16 protein-coding genes and 3 pseudogenes are annotated in these 16833 nt (G+C 68.1%); 12 read left to right on the top strand and 7 right to left on the bottom strand.

From position 1 onward, the window contains the following. Window positions 1-245: 245 nt before the first annotated feature. Window positions 246-560: a 4a-hydroxytetrahydrobiopterin dehydratase gene (locus ACZ4VK_RS11080; protein WP_468350745.1), complete on the bottom strand. Its 315-nt coding sequence runs from the start codon at window positions 558-560 to the stop codon at window positions 246-248. Between the two features lie 424 nt (window positions 561-984). Between ACZ4VK_RS11080 and ACZ4VK_RS11075 the strand changes: the two genes are divergently transcribed. Both ACZ4VK_RS11075 and ACZ4VK_RS11070 read left to right on the top strand, forming a co-directional pair. Further along, the gene (locus ACZ4VK_RS11075) at window positions 985-1269 is read left to right on the top strand and encodes a hypothetical protein (RefSeq protein ID WP_468350743.1); all 285 of its coding nucleotides are present in this window, start codon (window positions 985-987) and stop codon (window positions 1267-1269) included. 369 nt (window positions 1270-1638) lie between these two features. Further along, window positions 1639-2313 carry a hypothetical protein gene (locus tag ACZ4VK_RS11070; protein WP_468350741.1) on the top strand — a complete coding sequence of 225 codons (675 nt, stop codon included), beginning with the start codon at window positions 1639-1641 and terminating at the stop codon, window positions 2311-2313. A gap of 241 nt (window positions 2314-2554) precedes the next feature. Here ACZ4VK_RS11070 and ACZ4VK_RS11065 read toward each other — a convergent pair whose 3' ends face one another. After that, entirely contained in the window at window positions 2555-3913 is a 1359-nt protein-coding gene (locus tag ACZ4VK_RS11065) for a hypothetical protein (RefSeq protein ID WP_468350739.1), read from the bottom strand. Between the two features lie 560 nt (window positions 3914-4473). Between ACZ4VK_RS11065 and ACZ4VK_RS11060 the strand changes: the two genes are divergently transcribed. Then, window positions 4474-4899 (top strand): hypothetical protein, encoded by a 426-nt coding sequence (locus ACZ4VK_RS11060; protein WP_468350737.1) that lies wholly within the window; start codon window positions 4474-4476, stop codon window positions 4897-4899. Between the two features lie 707 nt (window positions 4900-5606). Here the strand turns inward: ACZ4VK_RS11060 and ACZ4VK_RS11055 are convergent. Further along, window positions 5607-6424, bottom strand: a protein-coding gene (locus ACZ4VK_RS11055; protein ID WP_468350837.1) for an IS5 family transposase whose coding sequence is annotated in 2 segments (ribosomal slippage) — window positions 5607-6092 and window positions 6095-6424 — 816 coding nt in all. Because the reading frame shifts where the segments join, the coding sequence is not laid out codon by codon here. A 328-nt stretch (window positions 6425-6752) separates the two neighbouring features. Then, on the bottom strand, window positions 6753-7439 hold the full coding sequence (locus tag ACZ4VK_RS11050; RefSeq protein ID WP_468350735.1) for an Lsr2 family DNA-binding protein: 687 nt from the start codon (window positions 7437-7439) through the stop codon (window positions 6753-6755). Window positions 7440-7763: 324 nt separating this feature from the next. Here ACZ4VK_RS11050 and ACZ4VK_RS11045 point away from each other — a divergent pair, with 324 nt between their 5' ends. The 7 genes from ACZ4VK_RS11045 (at window position 7764) to ACZ4VK_RS11015 (ending at window position 13524) form a co-directional block, all read left to right on the top strand. Further along, window positions 7764-8297: a hypothetical protein gene (locus ACZ4VK_RS11045; protein WP_468350734.1), complete on the top strand. Its 534-nt coding sequence runs from the start codon at window positions 7764-7766 to the stop codon at window positions 8295-8297. Between the two features lie 41 nt (window positions 8298-8338). Next, window positions 8339-8794 (top strand): hypothetical protein, encoded by a 456-nt coding sequence (locus tag ACZ4VK_RS11040; protein ID WP_468350732.1) that lies wholly within the window; start codon window positions 8339-8341, stop codon window positions 8792-8794. Next, entirely contained in the window at window positions 8791-8994 is a 204-nt protein-coding gene (locus ACZ4VK_RS11035; protein ID WP_468350730.1) for a hypothetical protein, read from the top strand. Before ACZ4VK_RS11040 ends, ACZ4VK_RS11035 begins: the two co-directional genes overlap by 4 nt. After that, window positions 8931-9572, top strand: a complete 642-nt coding sequence (locus ACZ4VK_RS11030) for a class I SAM-dependent methyltransferase (RefSeq protein ID WP_468350835.1) — start codon at window positions 8931-8933, stop codon at window positions 9570-9572. The genes ACZ4VK_RS11035 and ACZ4VK_RS11030 overlap by 64 nt, the downstream gene beginning before the upstream one ends. A gap of 384 nt (window positions 9573-9956) precedes the next feature. Further along, a complete protein-coding gene (locus tag ACZ4VK_RS11025; RefSeq protein WP_468350728.1) occupies window positions 9957-10208 on the top strand; it encodes a hypothetical protein in 252 nt (83 codons plus the stop codon). Between the two features lie 308 nt (window positions 10209-10516). Continuing rightward, the gene (locus tag ACZ4VK_RS11020; RefSeq protein WP_468350727.1) at window positions 10517-12940 is read left to right on the top strand and encodes a polysaccharide lyase 8 family protein; all 2424 of its coding nucleotides are present in this window, start codon (window positions 10517-10519) and stop codon (window positions 12938-12940) included. Window positions 12941-13260: 320 nt separating this feature from the next. Next, window positions 13261-13524 carry a hypothetical protein gene (locus ACZ4VK_RS11015; RefSeq protein ID WP_468350725.1) on the top strand — a complete coding sequence of 88 codons (264 nt, stop codon included), beginning with the start codon at window positions 13261-13263 and terminating at the stop codon, window positions 13522-13524. A gap of 13 nt (window positions 13525-13537) precedes the next feature. Here ACZ4VK_RS11015 and ACZ4VK_RS11010 read toward each other — a convergent pair. Continuing rightward, window positions 13538-14009: pseudogene (locus ACZ4VK_RS11010) on the bottom strand (IS5 family transposase); the annotation flags it as partial. A 4-nt stretch (window positions 14010-14013) separates the two neighbouring features. On the opposite strand from ACZ4VK_RS11010, the pseudogene ACZ4VK_RS11005 reads away from it, so the two are divergent. Continuing rightward, window positions 14014-14325 (top strand): annotated as a pseudogene (locus ACZ4VK_RS11005) (PP2C family protein-serine/threonine phosphatase); the annotation flags it as partial. Between the two features lie 307 nt (window positions 14326-14632). Here ACZ4VK_RS11005 and ACZ4VK_RS11000 read toward each other — a convergent pair. Both ACZ4VK_RS11000 and ACZ4VK_RS10995 read right to left on the bottom strand, forming a co-directional pair. Further along, window positions 14633-14836 carry a cold-shock protein gene (locus ACZ4VK_RS11000; protein ID WP_468350723.1) on the bottom strand — a complete coding sequence of 68 codons (204 nt, stop codon included), beginning with the start codon at window positions 14834-14836 and terminating at the stop codon, window positions 14633-14635. 248 nt (window positions 14837-15084) lie between these two features. After that, complete coding sequence (locus tag ACZ4VK_RS10995) at window positions 15085-15432, bottom strand: MerR family transcriptional regulator (RefSeq protein ID WP_468350721.1); 348 nt, start codon at window positions 15430-15432, stop codon at window positions 15085-15087. 926 nt (window positions 15433-16358) lie between these two features. Here ACZ4VK_RS10995 and ACZ4VK_RS10990 point away from each other — a divergent pair. Further along, window positions 16359-16735, top strand: a pseudogene (locus ACZ4VK_RS10990) (ATP-binding protein); the annotation flags it as partial. Between the last annotated feature and the right edge of the window lie 98 nt (window positions 16736-16833).

Here is a 16833-nt window from a genome sequence, read left to right as displayed (position 1 = left end):
TTCTCGTGTGCGCCCTGGCCCACCACCATCCCGTGGACAAGCCCCCCGAGCGGTACTGGCTCGAGGCGATGCATTCCACCAGCACGTCCGACCTTACCGTCACTACTGTCCAGGCCAACTGGTGACCACGCCCTGGGCATGCTGCCTTGCCGCTGCGATGCGGTGCCCGGCTGGCGAGGTCAGGCGATAGGCCCTCCCTCTCCCACGTACGCCGCGCAAGGGCCGACTTCGCCGTTGCCACTGGGTCAGTCGAGCGGGAGCGCCTGGTGCGCGGTCACTATCGTGTCGATGCGCTGCGCGAGGTCGAAGTCCGCGGCTGTCAGTTTGTAGCCGGCGTCGTGTGTGGTGATGGATGCCCGTAGGTGGTCCATGCGGAGGTCGAGGTCGGCGTGGTGCTGTATGCGGCGGGAACGGTCTGCGATCGTCACGATCGCGGCCACGGCGGCGTGATAGCGGATGGGGTATGTCCGGCTGATCGTGTCCCCGTCCCGTTCCCACCCTGGCACCCGGGCCAGCGCGTTCTCAATTTCCGCTTCGGTCAGCGGCTTTGGCGCAATCACTTGTCAGCTCCCCTCGGTCGCAGGGGGCGAGGGCCTCAGCGAGGTCGCGCCCGACCGGGGCATCCTGCCACGGCTGCATGGCCCGCTGAAGAGTGCCCAGCTCCGTGCAGCGCTACCGCCGCACTCACTCACGCCGGAGCCGTCACCGGGCGGAAATCAACGTGCCCGCGTCGGCAGGGTAGGAGGCATAGCTGGCGTCGCAACGTGACTCGACATTGGTTCGTAGCTCTATCCGCAACGCAAAGCACCAGGTCAAAGGCGTTGCCCTTTACCGAATCTCACTACACTGAACAGGGGCTTCTCAACGCAGCGCGGAGCAGATTCTCCTGCCCTGTCCCGATAGGAAGCACTCAACCAGGAACTGCCCAGGCACTACCGAGCAACCTGCAGAGACATCACAACGAGAAACCTCTATGGCACCATCGTGAGAGTCAGCAACCTGGTAGCCCATGACACCGACTATCACCGGCCCTGGAACCTGGTCGACGAGTCGCCGATCGGCGATGCGGACGACACTCTGCGGCCGCGGGTCGAGCTGATCTGGGTGGCTGACGCCTACCGGCGCCAAGGCGTGGGCGCCATGCTCGTCCAGGTGCTCGCCGACGACTTCGGCTGCCCCGTCGCTGAGGTGTCCTGGTCCACCCCGATCAGCCGGTCAGGGCGGCAACTCGCACTCCGGCTCTCGCCCTGTGGCATCTGGGTCAGCTGACCCGGCCTCGAATAGCGGTGGCGCGCAGGAGACAACGACACGGTCCCCATTCGAAGCACGTCACGATCACAGACTCGCCGAAGTCCCCCGTGCCTGGTAAGTGGTGGGCGCGTCGTTGCCCCGCTGATGCGGCCGGGGTAGTCTGCCGACAGCCATGCGGATCCCGGGCTGCAGTACCGGATCTGACAGCGACTCACCTCCGACCCATGCGGACGAGCCGGTAGCTCGTGCGACACGTCGGGTTGGCCGGGTTCCCTCGTTCTTCTGCGGCCCACGCGCATGTTCGTGCCGGGCCCCTTCCTGAGATGTGATGTGAGACAGAAAATGATTCATTCGTTCATCGCGCACACGAGCCCTGGGCGAAGCAGGGTGTTCGCCCTGGTGAGAAGGCTTGGGGACGAGCTGGAGGCGGTGACCACGCTCGGAGCCGGCGATCTCCACCTGACCGGGGATCTGGTCAGTGCACTCAACTCCTTCCTGTACGACCGGGACGACAGTGCCCTTGGAAAGGTCCTGGACCGGGTCCCCAAGGCAGTGCGCATGGCCACGCAGCAATACATCAAGGACAAGTGCGCTCCGGTGATGGGGGCCTTCACCGAGTGCGGGCCGGTCGAGGTCGTTCGTGAGGCTGTGTTCTTCGGCGGGATCGACGAGGAACTCGAGGAGTACCTCGAAGGGGCCTACACGATCGGGCTCGGCATCCGCATGTCTAACGAGCGGCACCGCGATGGCAGCGTCCGGTGGGTCATCCAACTTCTGAATGACGAGGTTTCCGTGCCGGCCAGCGCCGAGCCGCGCACCTGGGCCATCCCTGCCGGGACGACGCTCGCGCGGACCTGGACGAGTAAACAGAAGACCGGCGGTGCCGGTCCTGTGCGTGGCGCGCTCCAAGTGGCGGCGGAGGCAACGGATCAGGGCCGGTGGGTGAGGATCCACACGCTGCTGCACAGCCGCTACGACGTCGACTTCGAGGGCAGCGGAACCTCGGAGTTCGTCGTCGACGTCTTCGACGCCCCGATCCCCCTGGAACCGCGGTGCGAGTAAACCAGAAGGCTGTCGCCCGGGCTGCTCGCCGGATCGGCTGAACCGGCGCGCCAGAGGGACTGCGCGCAGCCGTTGCCGCCACGATCGTGGACGAGGCGGCAGCGGCTGGCTGTTCCGCCCGGGGAATAGACCTTCGCCCAGGCCTCCCGGCCCGCCCGCCGGACCTCCTCGGTGTAATCGAATCCGGGTTCGCGGCCGCCTCAGCAGCGCCCCCGGGTACGGGCGGTGCGCATCGACTGCATCAATCGGCGTCGGAGAGGACGCTGATGTAGTGGGCGTGCTGGGCAGGCGTCAGGCGCTGGCCGGACCACCCGCGGCAGAAGGAGCAGGCCAGACCGTTCCATTCCCAGAAGGCTTCGTGTGCGACGAGCTGCGTGAGCGTCATGCGTTCGGTGTGCTGGTCGAGGTGCCGCGAGTGCTGGCAGTGGCCTCCCGGCGAGTGGGACCGTCCCTGATAGTGGCCGTTGAGGTTGGAACCGTAGACGAAGACATCGGCCAGGGGGCCGAGCAAGCCGTGGTCCGCGCGAAAGGGCCGCAGATCGACGACCCTCCCGGGGAAGGTAAGTGCAGCTGCCCAGGCATGCCTCAGGCCGAAGTGGATGTCTTTGATCTGGGCAGCGAGGTCACGCAGGTCGGTGGTGTGGGTGGCTTGTGCGGCAACCCTCAGAGCAGTCGCGCGGTCGCTGGGGCTCCACCCCGAGCCGTCGCAGGCCTTCTTGAGGTCGGCAAGGCTCGTCTCCGCTGTGAGGGGTTCGGTGTGCTCCAGTGAAAGGCGGGGCACCGCTGCGGTTTGTTCCACGCTGCCCGACGCTGGCTTCGACACGGTGCGGGCGGTCGGCATGGGTGGGGCCGTCTCGGGTGCTTCAGGCTGCGGGCTGCCGCCGACGTGCCTTTGGTAGGCGGCGGAGAGTTCCGACAGGTCGATCCGGCGCTGGCGCAGCAGGTCGTCGGGTTCCTGCAGGCTGGTGTCGAGCAGTTGTACGCCGTTTCGGAAGGTGTGGAAGCCGATCGACTCCCATAGAGCGGCGATCTTCTTTTTTGCGGTGGCACGGTAGGCGTCGGTGACGTCGTCTCTGTTGTCGGGCCACTCGACCATTCCGGGCTCGGCCGCTACCGCGCAGCAGCCGCTGGAGAGCCGGCGGATGGCTTCGGCGGCGAACACGGGGCCAAGGCCGAATCCTCGCCACGGCTTGGTGAGGAAGACGCGGTCCAGGATGAGTAGATCGCCCACCGGGCATTCGATGGCCTCTTCGAAGGCTGCCGAGTACTCGTCGTGGTCCAGGACGGTGGAGACGATACTTTCCAGGTCAACCGATTCGGCGTCGGCGACCATCCAGCGGTCGGCTCCGGTGTAGTCCCGCAGCCGCCACAAACTCAGGCGGCCGACCTCGCTGCCGTCGTCTTTGAGTCCCTCACAAGCCTCCGTGCATCCGCCGGCGCACTCGGTGTCCTGGTCGTGGAAGAAGCGGACGGACACACCCCAGTGCTCGAGGGTGTCCTCGTAGACGTAGGGGATCGCAGGATGACCGTGGGTGTAGATCAGTTGCAAGTTGGCTGGATCACCCGGGAGTTCGGAAACCGGACGGCGCGAGAGGCTCATGACGGGCAGGTTAGCCGGAGGCACTGACAACGCATCTGCAACAGCGTGCATTCCCGCCGGCCGCTCCCCCACCGACCCCCGCCTCACGGACCAGCCGGCGGGTTGATGCAGCGGTTCTCCGAAGCCGTTCCGGGAGCCTCAGGCGTCTACGCGAGAGACTGGCCGTATGGATTCGCACCGCCGGAGAGTGTGATCACCGCGCGGGACAGTGGCCCGAAGCCACATACTCTTGGCGGCTCGCTCTCTGAGCGGATCGAACGGTTCTTGCTGCTGGTGCGGCTGCTCAAGCCCGGTATCAGCGAGTCGATGGCTGAGATCCGGGGGGAGTTCCGCCTGGTACGCGACTTCGGTCCCACCGTGATCCGCTTCCGAGGTGCACGCCGAGGGCGGAAGTCTGCCCGGCGAGATTCTCAGGTCATCACTCTGGACCGGGACGACGCGGGCCGTGTCGATGGTCTCGACCGGCTGCTGGCCGCGGCACAGCAGCCGCCGAAAGAGATGGCCTTCACCTCGTTCGGCATGGCCCTTCACAAGTTCCTCCTGTCCTTTCACGCACACGAATGGTCGGAACAGATCGTCGACCTGGCGACTGCCTTCGAGGCCACACTGTCGGGCACAACGCCTACCCCCTCACCGCCGTCGCCGGGTGGACGACCGATGTCACGCTACGGCTCAAACTCCGCGCATCGGCTTTGCTCTGCACCCCTGACGACCCGGCCGAGCAGATCTTCAACGATGTCGGCACGACCTATAACCTGCGGTCCTACCTGGTTCATGGCGGCGCCCTGTCACAGAAGACGCTGCGCAAGGAGATCCGGAAGATTTTCACCGTTGCGGACGGCCTGCTTGACGGAGACGCGATCGCACAGACGGTGGAGCGGCTGCGCGACCTCGTCCGACGGAGTCTGCTGGCCAGGATCTGCCTGGCGGCAGGCGCCAACCCGCTGTGGCCCTTGGCAACGGACCAGGTGTCGACGCGGCGATGATGAGCGATGACGGCCGTCAGGCATGGCGTGAGCGGTGGCGGGATTTACTCGCCAGCATCAACGCCGAGGCCAGTGCCGACCGGGCGCCTGCCTGACCTGTACAGCCGCGCGACATGCCGCAGCCAGACGTTTCATCTTCTCAGGGGACGGCTGTCACCTCCCTCCTGCCTCTGAAGGCGGTGAGTCTCGGCTTGACCGCTCGGGTGGCCCGGCGGCTCTGCGGTGCCTTGAGGACGTGGCATTCGGTCCTCCGGCCGCCCGCAACAGCGCTTGTCCACCCAGCACTACCCCGTTGTCGCCCAGCATTCCTGGCTACGGCTGGCTCCGCGAGCTGCTGGCACCGCTGCGTCTCGCGAAGCGGCGCCAACTCCTTGAATGCCGGCTACACGGCGAGGATGAGGAGTTCCTCCGTGAGTGAGGTGACTTGATGCAGCACATCGGACCGGCTCCCAATCGCGTCACCGCGGGCATCGATGCGGCGGGCTGGCTTCTGCTTGAGTCGCCCTGGGAGCTGGGCGCCGACGTCCTCGAGTGGTTCGTCTGGGACCCCGTCCTGAGCCGGCTGGACACTCCCCGCATAGCTTTCCTGCCGCCTGTGCACCGCAGGCCATACCGCAGAGGGCCGGGGCACGGCAGGACGAGGAGAAGCAGATGAGTGTCCGATCCGGCGTTCGAAACGACGGTAGTTCTACGGCGGCTTAGAGGTCCTAACAAAGGCGTTGGACGTGTCGGTGGGTGATCAGGCAGGTCGCGAGGCCGAGGAAGGCTTCATGGATGTCGTCGCGTCGTTCCCAGCGGACGCGTAGACGTCGGAAGCCGTGCAGCCAGGCAATCGTGCGTTCGACGACCCACCGGTGGACGCCGAGTCCGGAGCCGTGCGGGACTCCGCGTCTGGCGATCACCGGTTTGATGCCCTGGGCCCAGACCAGGCGGCGGTATTTGTCGTGGTCGTAGCCCCGGTCGGCCAGCAGCACGTCCGGTCGCCGCCGCGGTCGTCCGACCAGGCCGGCGACGGACGGGATCTTCGCGAGCAGGGGCATCAGTTGGGCGACGTCGTTGCGATTGCCGCCGGTCAGCGACACGGCGAGCGGGATGCCCTGGCCGTCGACGATCAAGTGGTGCTTGCTGCCCGGCCGTGCTCGGTCGACCGGGCTGGACCCGCTTTTGGGCCCCGTCGCGCGGCCCTGACGTGGGAGGAGTCGATCACCGCCCGCGACCAGTCCAGCTTCTTCGCGACCCGCAGCTTCTTCAGCAGCACCAGGTGCAGCTGATCCCAGACACCGGCCTTGTTCCACGCGGCCAGACGCCGCCAGCAGGTCATCCCGGACCCGAAGCCCAGCTCCTGCGGCAGGTACTCCCACTGGATGCCGGTATGCAGGACGAACAGGATCCCGCACAGGGCCCACCGGTCCGGCACCCGCGGCCTGCCCTCCACCCGCTTTGGTGCCGGCTCGGGCAGCAACGGCTCGATCAGCGACCACAGTTCATCCGACACGATCCACGGTCGCGACCGACGTTCCCCCACGGCCAGATCAACGACCACCCGAACCGAAAGTCACATGATCAACAGCTTCTGTTAGGGCCTTTTAGTGAGCGCCTCCAGGGCCTCCGTGAGATGCAGGTCGGAGGACGCCTCGCCCAGGATCCGTCACTCGTCCCGGCCCAGCATGGTCGGCACGTCGACCAGCAGGACCCGCCGCGCTGCCGGGTCGGTTCCTGCGGCCAGGAAGGCCCAGCGGCCGGCCCGGAGCTGTTCCCAGGTCCTCGTGCCGCTCGGCCGCAGGTAGCACCGACACCGGGCACCGGGAGCTGAGCGGTAACCACCACTCGCCCGAGCATGCGGGGAAGGCTTCTCACCCGCTGTTGGAGTTCTCTTGTTCCCAGGCCTGGATGATCTCGATGGGGATGCGTCCGCGTTCAGGCAGGTCGTATCCGTTGGCGTTGGCCCAGTCACGGATGGTGCGTGTGCTGACGGACGTCCGACTGGCTGCGGCCGGTGTGTCGCTGCGGAGAGCCGTAGGGGTGAAGGTGGGCCTGTGGTCGAGGAGGTCCTTGGGGAACATGGGGACTTGTGTCGTTCCGCTGAGAGTGGCGACGAGGAATTCAGTCAAGGACCCGTTGTAGGTGAACCAGGGGGCGCGCAGAGCCTCGTTGACGGCGACGGTCCACTCGTCCGGGGTGCCGGAGGGCTCGGTGACCCAGAAGAGGTAGTCCCCGTTGCCCGTGACTCCCATGGCGAAGAGATCTTTGGGGGAGTGCGGCAATGGCCAGGGGTGTCCGGCAGTTTGTCGGACCTCTTCGATCTGCGTACGTAGACGCGCCGGCATGGGCCCGGTCAGATCAGCCCACTCGCTGGGGGCATGAGGCTGGTACAGGGTAATAAAGCCGCAGAACTGACCTGGGCCGTAGGTGGCGACGAGTTGCTTGTAGTCCTGGGGCAGGGTCATACCCAGTCCGTCTTCGACCCGGGACCAATCGGGAGCCGGCGGGACACTGGGGGGAGGCGGGCACAGTGCCGTCAGCGCTGTGAGGGCAGTCATGGGATTCCTTCCTGGTCGCTGCTGCGACGCGGCTGGCTCTCCAACGTCGCCTTCAGCACACCCGAACACCTCGTCCAGCGCATCCGACGCGGCCTACGGCACATCCAGTACCGCAGCTACCTCATAGACGGCTGCCTCGCCGAGACCGGTCTGACCATCAGACCCACCTGAGCAGCCCAGCAACACCACGAGTTCAACCCCACCCGCCCTGTGAACGGCCATGGTCGGTGATGGCCCGCTGCCACCCTCCCGGCCCCCCGTCTGCCACCCCTGGACGCACGGGACGTGAACCAGGTAGGCGATCATCGTGCGATGGATACAGGTATGTGGCCGACGCTCCCGGACGCGGAACGGGATCAGTGGGTTTACCTCCCAGGGCAGACCCTGGGGCCGCTGCGCATGAATATGCATCGCGAGGAGGTCGTCGCGACTCTGGCCGCGCATGGGTTTGCTACGCAGTCCGACGGACGCATCGAGGGGTGGGATTTTGTACATTTCGCCAAGGAAGGCGTCCCGCAAATCAAAGCGGCGGTGGAATGCTACTTCCACGAGGACGGGGAACTGGCCTACGTCCTCGTCGACGGCCGGTTTGGCCCACAGGTGACCTGTCAGGGGATTCGACTCATCGGCCGTGTGCCGTCGCAGCTCGCGCAGGAGATGGAGGACTACGCAACCGAGCATGACACCGGCCTCTGGTTCAGTTACGGCGGCGACTGCTTCTGCGACGGCTTCCAGCTCGAAATCGGCGCACAGCGTGCCGGCGACCACGTCGTGTCCTGGGCCCTGTTCTTCATCGCCGGAGAGGACCCCTCCCTCCCACGCGACGCCGCTCCCGCAGCGATCTGGCACCGCTGGTAGACGACATCACGAGTTCAACCTCAGTAGTTCAGAGAAACTGGATGAACCGCCCCCAGGTCCTGGCCGACCTCGACCAGCTCATCACCCCCGGCGGCGGCATCGTCATCGCCTCCGCCGGCCCGCCCGGCACCACACCCCTGCCCGCCTGGGCGCCCGTCATCGACCAGGTCCGCACCACCTACCTCGGGCCCGTACGCCGCGCCGGCACCTACGCCAAACCCGAAGACCGCTTCACCGACACCCTGCGCCGCTCGCCGTTCTCCCGCGTGGAGCTCACGTCTCTGGAGCAGCATGTGACGCGCGACCTCGACCAGCTTGTCGGACTCCAGCTGTCCAACTCCTACTCCACCCCCGCCCTCCTCGGGGACCGCCTGGACGCGTTCACCCGCGATCTGCGCCGCGCCCTCCTCGCCCACGACCCCTCGGGCCTCTACGACGAGGTGATCCGCACCGAAGTCCTCATCGCCACCCGCCCCGACCGAAGGAGCACCCCGTGACGACCTTCGCCTCCGCCGCGCACCACTACGCCGCCTTCCGCCCCCGCTACCCCGAGGAGTTCTTCACCCTCCTCACCGACCGCTTCGATCTCGACGGGACCAGACGGTCCTCGACCTCGGCTGCGGACCGGGCACCATCACCGTCCCCCTCGCCTCACGGACCGGCCACGTCCACGCGGTCGACATCGAACCGGCCATGATCAGCGAAGGCCGCAAGGCCGCTGCCACGCAGGGCACTGGCAACATCACTTGGGCGTGCGGCGACGCCGCCGGCCTCACCGGCATGGGCCTGCCCCCGCTTGACCTGTGCACGATGGGCAAGTCCTTCCAGTGGATGAACCAGGACCAGGTCCTGGCCGACCTCGACACGCTCATCCGCCCCGGGGGCGGGATCGCCCTCGTCTCCACCGGCCCCCGGGCCAGCACGGTCAGACCGACGTGGCTCGACATCATCGAGAGCGTCTGCACCGACATCATCGGCCCCGGCTACCGCCAGGAGCACGGACCCGCTGCCCACCCCGCCGAAGGCCGGGACGACGCCCTCGCCCGCTCCGCGTTCTCCCGCGTCGAGACCGCCTGCTGGGACCAGACCTTCACCCGCACCCTGGACGAGCTCGTCGGCCTGCAGTCCTCCTTCTCCTACTCCAGCCCCGCCGTCCTCGGCACCCGGCAGGCCGCCTTCGAGGAACGCCTGCGCCGCGAGCTCACGGCGTTCAGCCCGAACGGTACTTTCGAGAACACCGTCCCCATCGAAGCCGTCATCGCCACCAGGCCGTAGCTGTCCGTCCGCTTGAAGCACCGTCGGCCTGCCCCCGCCGCCGCCCCTGCGGCACACGGCTCGCCAGGCCGGCCTGCGGCGGGGAGCGGCCGGTGTGCCAGCTGGAGGTGCCCGGTGGGGTCGCGCCCGTGAAGCCGACGCCGCCCCGCCGGGCACCAGCATCCCGATCAGCACAGGGATGCCCGCCGTGGACAGCACCGGCCGTCCTCGGCGACGACCATCAGCGACACCACCGCCCGGCTCCGCGACCTCACCGCCGACGGCGACTACGCGTACTACACCGACATCGCCGACTTCATGGCTGACCGGCCCGTCCTGGCGAGCTCCGCTCTGTGGATCCTCTGGGCGTAGCCGCCGGGGTCGGCTGGGTCAGCGGGGGGGTGGATGCTCCTCGCGCTGGCGCAGCCAATCGGGACCTCCGCGTTCTACACGGCCGGCCAGAAGCCCCTGCCGGGCAAGCACCGGCAGCTGCGACACGCCGCCGCCGCGCTGGGGGTCGTCAGCGTAGTGGTGCCGCTGCTCGCCTTCGGGGTACTGCCGTGGTGGGTGTGGCTGCTGCCGATCGTGTGCTGGGCCGGCGGCTACGGCCTGGCCAGCGAAGCGAGTGGGGACGGCGCGAGGAAGGTGAAGGCGTGAGCGGATATGAGTCCCTGGGCGTGAGCGAGGAACACGGCCGCCGCATCGACGCACTTCCGGTAGACCTGCCCACTGCTCTGCGGGGTTGGCCCACCACGCCGCCTGGCCGGCGACCCTGGTTCGCTCGCGCCCGCCGGGCCCATCGCGTCCGCCGGGCTGCGGAGCGGCTGGCTCCGATTCGGGCCGCGCGCTGCGGAATTCCGGTTCCCAGAGGGTAGCAATCGCTTTCTGTCCCGGGCATGCTGTCGGCCACAGCGCCGACCGCCGGGGGCGCTCCCCAGGAGGTCAGCCCTGCCATGCACTCCTCCGTGCCAGCTTCCCTGCTGTCCCGACGCGGCCTGCTGCGTGCCGCCCTGGGCACCGCCGCCGTCGCACCGCTCGCGGTGCCGCTCACCGCGGTACCCGCGCACGCCGCCGACGCGTACGACGCGCTGCGCCTGACGTGGCGGGAGCTCATCCTCGGTACGAACGTCACTCCGACCGCCGAGCCCTTCGCCTCAAAGCTCGCCGCGCTCGGCGACACCGCCCGCGGTCTGCGCTCCTCCATGGCCCGGACGAACGGCTCGCTCTGGCCGGACCTGCCCTACGCGGACCCCGAGCCGGACACGGACGCCGAGTCGTACACGTACTCCGGGAACCTCAACACCAGTTACAACCGGCTGCGCACCCTTGCCGAGGCGTACTCCCAGCCCGGCACGGGTCTCACCGGCGACACGGCCCTGCGGGCTGAGATCCTCGGCGGACTCGACCACCTCCACGACCAGGCGTACCACGCGACACAGGCCCGCTACGGCAACTGGTACAACTGGCAGATCGGCATTCCGCAGGCGCTGCTCGACATCGACGTCCTGCTGTACGACCACCTCGGCGCGACCCGGATCGCCGAACATTGCGCCGCCGTCGACCACTTCGTCCCCGACAGCGCCGTGGCGAACTACACCGGCACGTCCACCGGCGCCAACCGGGTCGACCTGTGCCGGGTCCTCGCCCTGCGGGGCGTCGTCGGCAGATCCGCCGCGAAGCTGACCCTGGCCCGTGACGCGCTCTCGCCGGTCTTCCCGTACGTCACGAGTGGGGACGGGCTCTTCGCTGACGGGAGCTTCATCCAGCACACCTATGTCCCCTACGCGGGTTCGTACGGCGCGGTCATGCTCGGCGGCCTGTCCCTGCTGTTTGCGCTGCTCAAGGATTCGCCATGGGAAGTTACCGACGGCGGCCGGCAGGTGGTGTTCGACTCGGTGGAGAAGGCGTACGCGCCCTTCCTCTTCAACGGTCTGGCCATGGACGCCGTATCCGGACGGGCGATCAGCCGGGGAATACGGAAGTCGGACACCCGAGGCGTCCGTCAGGACGACCATCTGCGCGGCCACGCGATCATCGCGTGCGTCGCGCTGCTTGCCCAGAGCGCGTCGGCGGCGGAGAAGACCCGCTGGGAGGGGATGGTGAAAGGCTGGATCGCCCGCGACTACTACAGTCCGCTGCTCGCCAGCCCCGCCCTGGGCGTCGCCGCGCTCGCCCGCCTCAAGACCGTCGACGACGGCGCGGCGGCGGCGAGCCCCGAACCGTCCGGCCACCGCCTCTTCTCCGGTATGGACCGGGCCGTGCACCGGCGCGCCGGCTGGGCGGCCTCGCTCTCCATGGCGTCGAACCGGATCACGTACTACGAGAACGGCAACGGCGAGAACCTGCGCGCCTGGCACAGCGGCTCCGGAATGCTCTACTGGTGGGGCGACACCTTCGCCAACGGGCAGTACAGCGACCACTTCTGGCCGACGGTCGACCCGTACCGGCTGCCCGGCACCACCGCCTCCCGCAAGCCGCTCGCCGACGGCGAAGGCGGCACCTGGGGCGCGGCCCGGCCCGACGTGCGCTGGGTGGGCGGGACGACCGACGGCACGTACGCGGCCGTGGGCCAGTACCTCAAGGGCCTGTCCTCCACGCTCCTGGCCAAGAAGACCTGGTTCTTCCTCGACGACGCGATCGTCTGCCTGGGCTCCGGGATCCACGGGCGCGACGGCACGGGCGTCGAGTCGGTCGTGGAGAACCGCAACCTCGGTGAGACCGGCATGCACGCCTTCACCGTCGACGGCACGGCCCAGCCGACCACGCTCGGCTGGAGCGCCACCCTCACCGGCGCGCGGTGGGCGCACCTCGCCGGACACGCGGGGTACGTCTTCCCCGGCAGCGCCCCGGCGTTGAAGGCCCTGCGCCAGGCCCGGACGGGCGCGTGGTCGGACATCAACAAGGGCGCCGTGACCGAACCGGTCACCCGCCGGTACCTCACCCTCTGGTTCGACCACGGCACCGATCCGACCTGGGCCGCGTACTCCTACGTCCTCATGCCTGGCGCGAGCCAGGCACAGACGGCCGCCCGCGCTGCCGACACGAACTGGCTCACCGTCCTCGCCAACACCAAGGAGCAGCAGGGCGTACGCGTTCCCCCGCTGGGTTTCACCGGCATCAACTTCTGGCTCGCCGGCACGGTCGACGACGTCACGACCGGCGCCCCCGCGTCCGTGCTGATCCGGGAGTCCGGTACCACCGCCACGGTGTGCGTCTCCGGCCCCCTGCGCGACGGCGCGACGATCGACCTCACCTGGAACCGCCCCGTGTCGGCCATGCTGTCCAAGGACGCGACGGTCCAGGTGGTGGCCACGGGTTCCGCACTCCAGCTCCGGATCACTCCGGGAACGCTCGCCGCCACGCACAAGGCGGTGGTCAGGCTCGCGTGAAACCCGACCGCGACGCGCCTGCGTCCGCGCGCTCCCGCATGCGCGGGGATGATCCTCCGGCCGCGAAGAACCGCGCGGGTAACACCCCCTGCTCCCCGCACCCGCGGGGATGGTCTCGTGTGCCCGCCCGCCGTTGTCAGAATCCAGCCCTGCTCCCCGCACCCGTGGGGAGGTCCCGACGCGTAGGCGGCGTCCCGGTCGAACACGAGCTGCTCCTCGCACCCGCAGGGATGGTCCCTCCGCCGTGCCGCCTCACTGCGCCACTTCCAGCTGCTCCTAGGAGCTGTCCGGGCGATCAGGCTGCTCGTTAGGGTGCTGTCGTGGCGAAGACGAGCGTGAGTAACGAGACGGACAGCATGCTCTGCCTGTGGGTGGAGCCGTGGGGTACCGATCACTGGATGCGTCCGGGTGAGGAGTTCACCGTCGTGACACAGACAGCGCCCGAGGAGTCCCCTTTCAATGTCGTCGTTCACAGCCAGGGCATCACGGTGTGGGTGAATTCGGCCAACGATTCCGAGGTCTTCGACAAGAACGGCAACCCGGCTCCGTGTGGGCACCAGCGTCCCGCCGATGCGAGGTCCTGAGGGTCCACTCCGCTCAGGCACGGAGCCAGATGACGAGGGCTGCTGCTGTGGCCGTGCCGAGGAAGACGTACCCGCGCTTGTCGTAACGGGTGGCGACCGCCCGGGACTGCTTCAGCCGGTTGATCGCCCGCTCGATGGTGTTGCGCTTCTTGTACCGATCCTTCGAAGGATGGCGGCCGTCCGCCGCGTGAGCCTTTGCGCAGGCGGGCGGCCTGGCTGTCGGTCTTCTCCGGAATGGTGTGTTGGATGCGCCGCCGTCGCAGGTAATCGCGGCATGGCCTGTTGCTGTATGCCTTGTCAGCCGCCAGGCTGTCTGGCTTCCTGCGGGACCTTCCCGGCCCGACGCGGGGGACGCGGATCTTCTCCAGGACGGGCATGAACTGGGTGCAGTCCGCCCGCTGTCCCGGTGTCACGATCAGGGAAAGCGGGCGGCAGCGGCCGTCCGCGCTCAGGTGGAGCTTGGTGGTGAACCCGCCGCGCGAGCGGCAGCCGCTACGACTGCGCGACGGCAGGGTCGAGGAGGTCCCGCTGCGCGTGGATCTGCCCTTCGGTATCACGCAGCAGGGCCCCTACCAAGTGCAGGACTTCGACCTCCGCCCCGGAGACCGCCTGGTGCTCTACACCGACGGCATGCAAGAAGGCCCGGCCGAGAACCTCGACCTCTCCCGTCTCGTCGGCGACACCGCCGCCGAGCACCCTCGCGAGGTCGTACAGAACCTGACCACCGCGGTGACCGACGCGTGCAACGGCCATCTCCCCGACGACGCCACCGTGCTCTGCCTCGACTGGCACGCCCCCCAGCGGGCCGAACAGCGGAGCCATCTGACCCGGCAGGAGCCGGACCGGCGCCCCCGCAGGTCTGAAGACCGAGCACGGCGGCTCTTGTCACAGCAGTCGCCGGGGCCGGCAGCCGACAGCGGTCGACGGCGGCCCGGGGCGGCGAGGGGCAGTGCCCGGATCCCGGCCTCAGCGGCCGTTTCGGTGACTTCGTCGTACTGGGTCGACCGGCAACAACGCTCAGGGCCGTGCAGCCAATGGCTGCACGGCCCTGAGCGTTGTTCACCAAACGCTTTGGCGGGCTTTCGCCCCTGGAGGGGCGGAGAGAAGATCAGGCGGGGGTGATGTTCTCCGCCTGCGGGCCCTTCTGGCCCTGGGTGACGTCGAACGTCACGCTCTGGCCCTCCTGGAGCTCGCGGAAGCCCGAGGAGTTGATCGCGGAGTAGTGGGCGAAGACGTCCGCGCCGCCGCCGTCCTGCGCGATGAAGCCGAAGCCCTTTTCCGCGTTGAACCACTTCACAGTTCCGGTAGCCATGTCTGGTGCCTTCCAGTCGATGAACGCCTGCCGCACGATGCGGGAGGCGGAGGTGATCGCCCTGGTTCCTGCGGCACAGCACAGCAAAAAGCCCACGCCGGGGGCGTGGGCAAAGGGAACTTCCGAACCACGACAGCTAACGGTGACGCTACACACCTGCACCCTCAGTCACCACAGGAAAGGGTGGCGCGTTCACAATTGGACCGATCGAGGGATACCTGCCGGATTCCGGTGGGCGCGGTGCTGTCTCAGGCCGCGGCCGGCGGCTCAACCGCTTCAGTCCGCTCGGCAGCTTGGCGGTATTGCTCGTTGAGTTGCTGGGCTTCTTCGAGCTGGTCTTCGAGGACGATGATGCGACAGGCGGCCTCGATAGGGGTTCCCTGGTCGACGAGTTCCCGGGCGCGGGTGGCGATGCGCAGCTGGTAGCGGGAGTAGCGGCGGTGGCCGCCCTTGGAGCGCAGCGGGGTGATCAGGCGGTGTTCACCCAGAGCGCGCAGGAAGGCGGGGGTGGTGCCGAGCATGTCGGCAGCCCGGCCCATGGTGTAGGCGGGGTAGTCGTCGTCGTCGAGACGGCCGTAGGAGTCGTCTGCTGTCATCTGCACCTCTCTCTGGAGCGCGTGGAGGGGCCCTGGTGCCGTACTGGCACCAGGGCCCCGAAGGAACTTCTACACCACGTGCCGGCCCTGATACTGCGCCGGCCTTCTGTGTCCGCGTGCCCGACCGAAACAATGTCGGGGCTGCGGGGATCGCGGTTGCTTGACCGGAGACCACCTCACTATCGATGTCCTGCGGTACCCGGGTTCAAGACATCCGCCCGGGCGATCCTGATGGTGCGTCGCTCCTCCGTCATTCCTCGGTGATCAACTACCTACTACGGGTACTGCGCACTACTGGTACTGCTCTACTGCGGGTACTGCTGGTGATGCGAACTGCTCAGCGGCCTGTGACAGCGCCGCTCTTCGGCAGCCAGCCCCGTTGCCCGTCCTGCGTCTGCTCTGGCTTGGAACCCCACTGCCGAACTTCCCGGTGCGCGCGTCCGCAGCCGACGCCTTCACCAGGGGTGCTGCTCACTGACTTCACTGCTGGGTGCTGCGTACTGCACTCGCGGGTACCGCATCTGCCATGCCCGCGGTCCCACTGAGGTGGCCCCTGATCACTGCGGGCCACCCGGTCCGGCTGCCAGTCCCGTCGCCGTCCTGCAACTTCCCTGGCTTCGAGGCTCCGCCGCCGCACCGTCCTGCGAACTCCAACTACCTGTACTGCTGGTACTGCTTGCCGGCAGTTCGTCTCTGCCAGGCCCTGCTGTCTTTCTGGGCTACGGGAGAAACCATAGCGACGTCACTACCTAATGTCTACTCCGGCCAATGCAGATTTTCGTGTGTCTGGTGACGAGGTAATCGACCTCGGACAGTGACGAAGGTGGGGCGCAGGGCGGTCGCACCGGGTTAATCGCTGCTTGTCGGGGCAGATGCGGTGGGCGGGGAGGAACGGGCATGGACGATCCGGAGGCCAGGGTGACCTGATGGAGACGATGAGCGTCGATGTCGCGACCGACCACCCTGCGGGTTCCGTCGCCTGGGCGCGCGACAGGGCCCGGTCCTTCCTCGACGGGTTCATTCCGGCGCCCGCGTCCGAGGCCGCCGACACCGTGCTCCTCGTGGTCTCAGAGCTCGTCACCAACGCCCTGCGACACGGCGGCGGCACCTGCACCCTCGACCTGGCCGCCCGCCCGGACGGCATCGAGGTGGCCGTGCAGACCAAAGCCCCCGTGCCCCGCGCATGCGCCCTCCCGACCTCAACGGCGGCACTGGAGGCTTCGGGTCGCCCATGGTCCACCGGCTCGCCCCAGCCACCGCGGTCACTCGCCGGGCAACTGGAGGGAAGACTGTGAGCGCCCTCCCCCCAACTGCGGCAGATGCCCGCTTCAGATGGCCAGCGACCGGCGCCATCACCCCTGTGGGTGACAGCGCCGGGCCCCCTGGCCAGTCTCAGATTCG

This window comes from Streptomyces sp. NPDC028711 (assembly GCF_055565415.1).
This window is presented reverse-complemented; position numbering and strand designations above follow the sequence as displayed.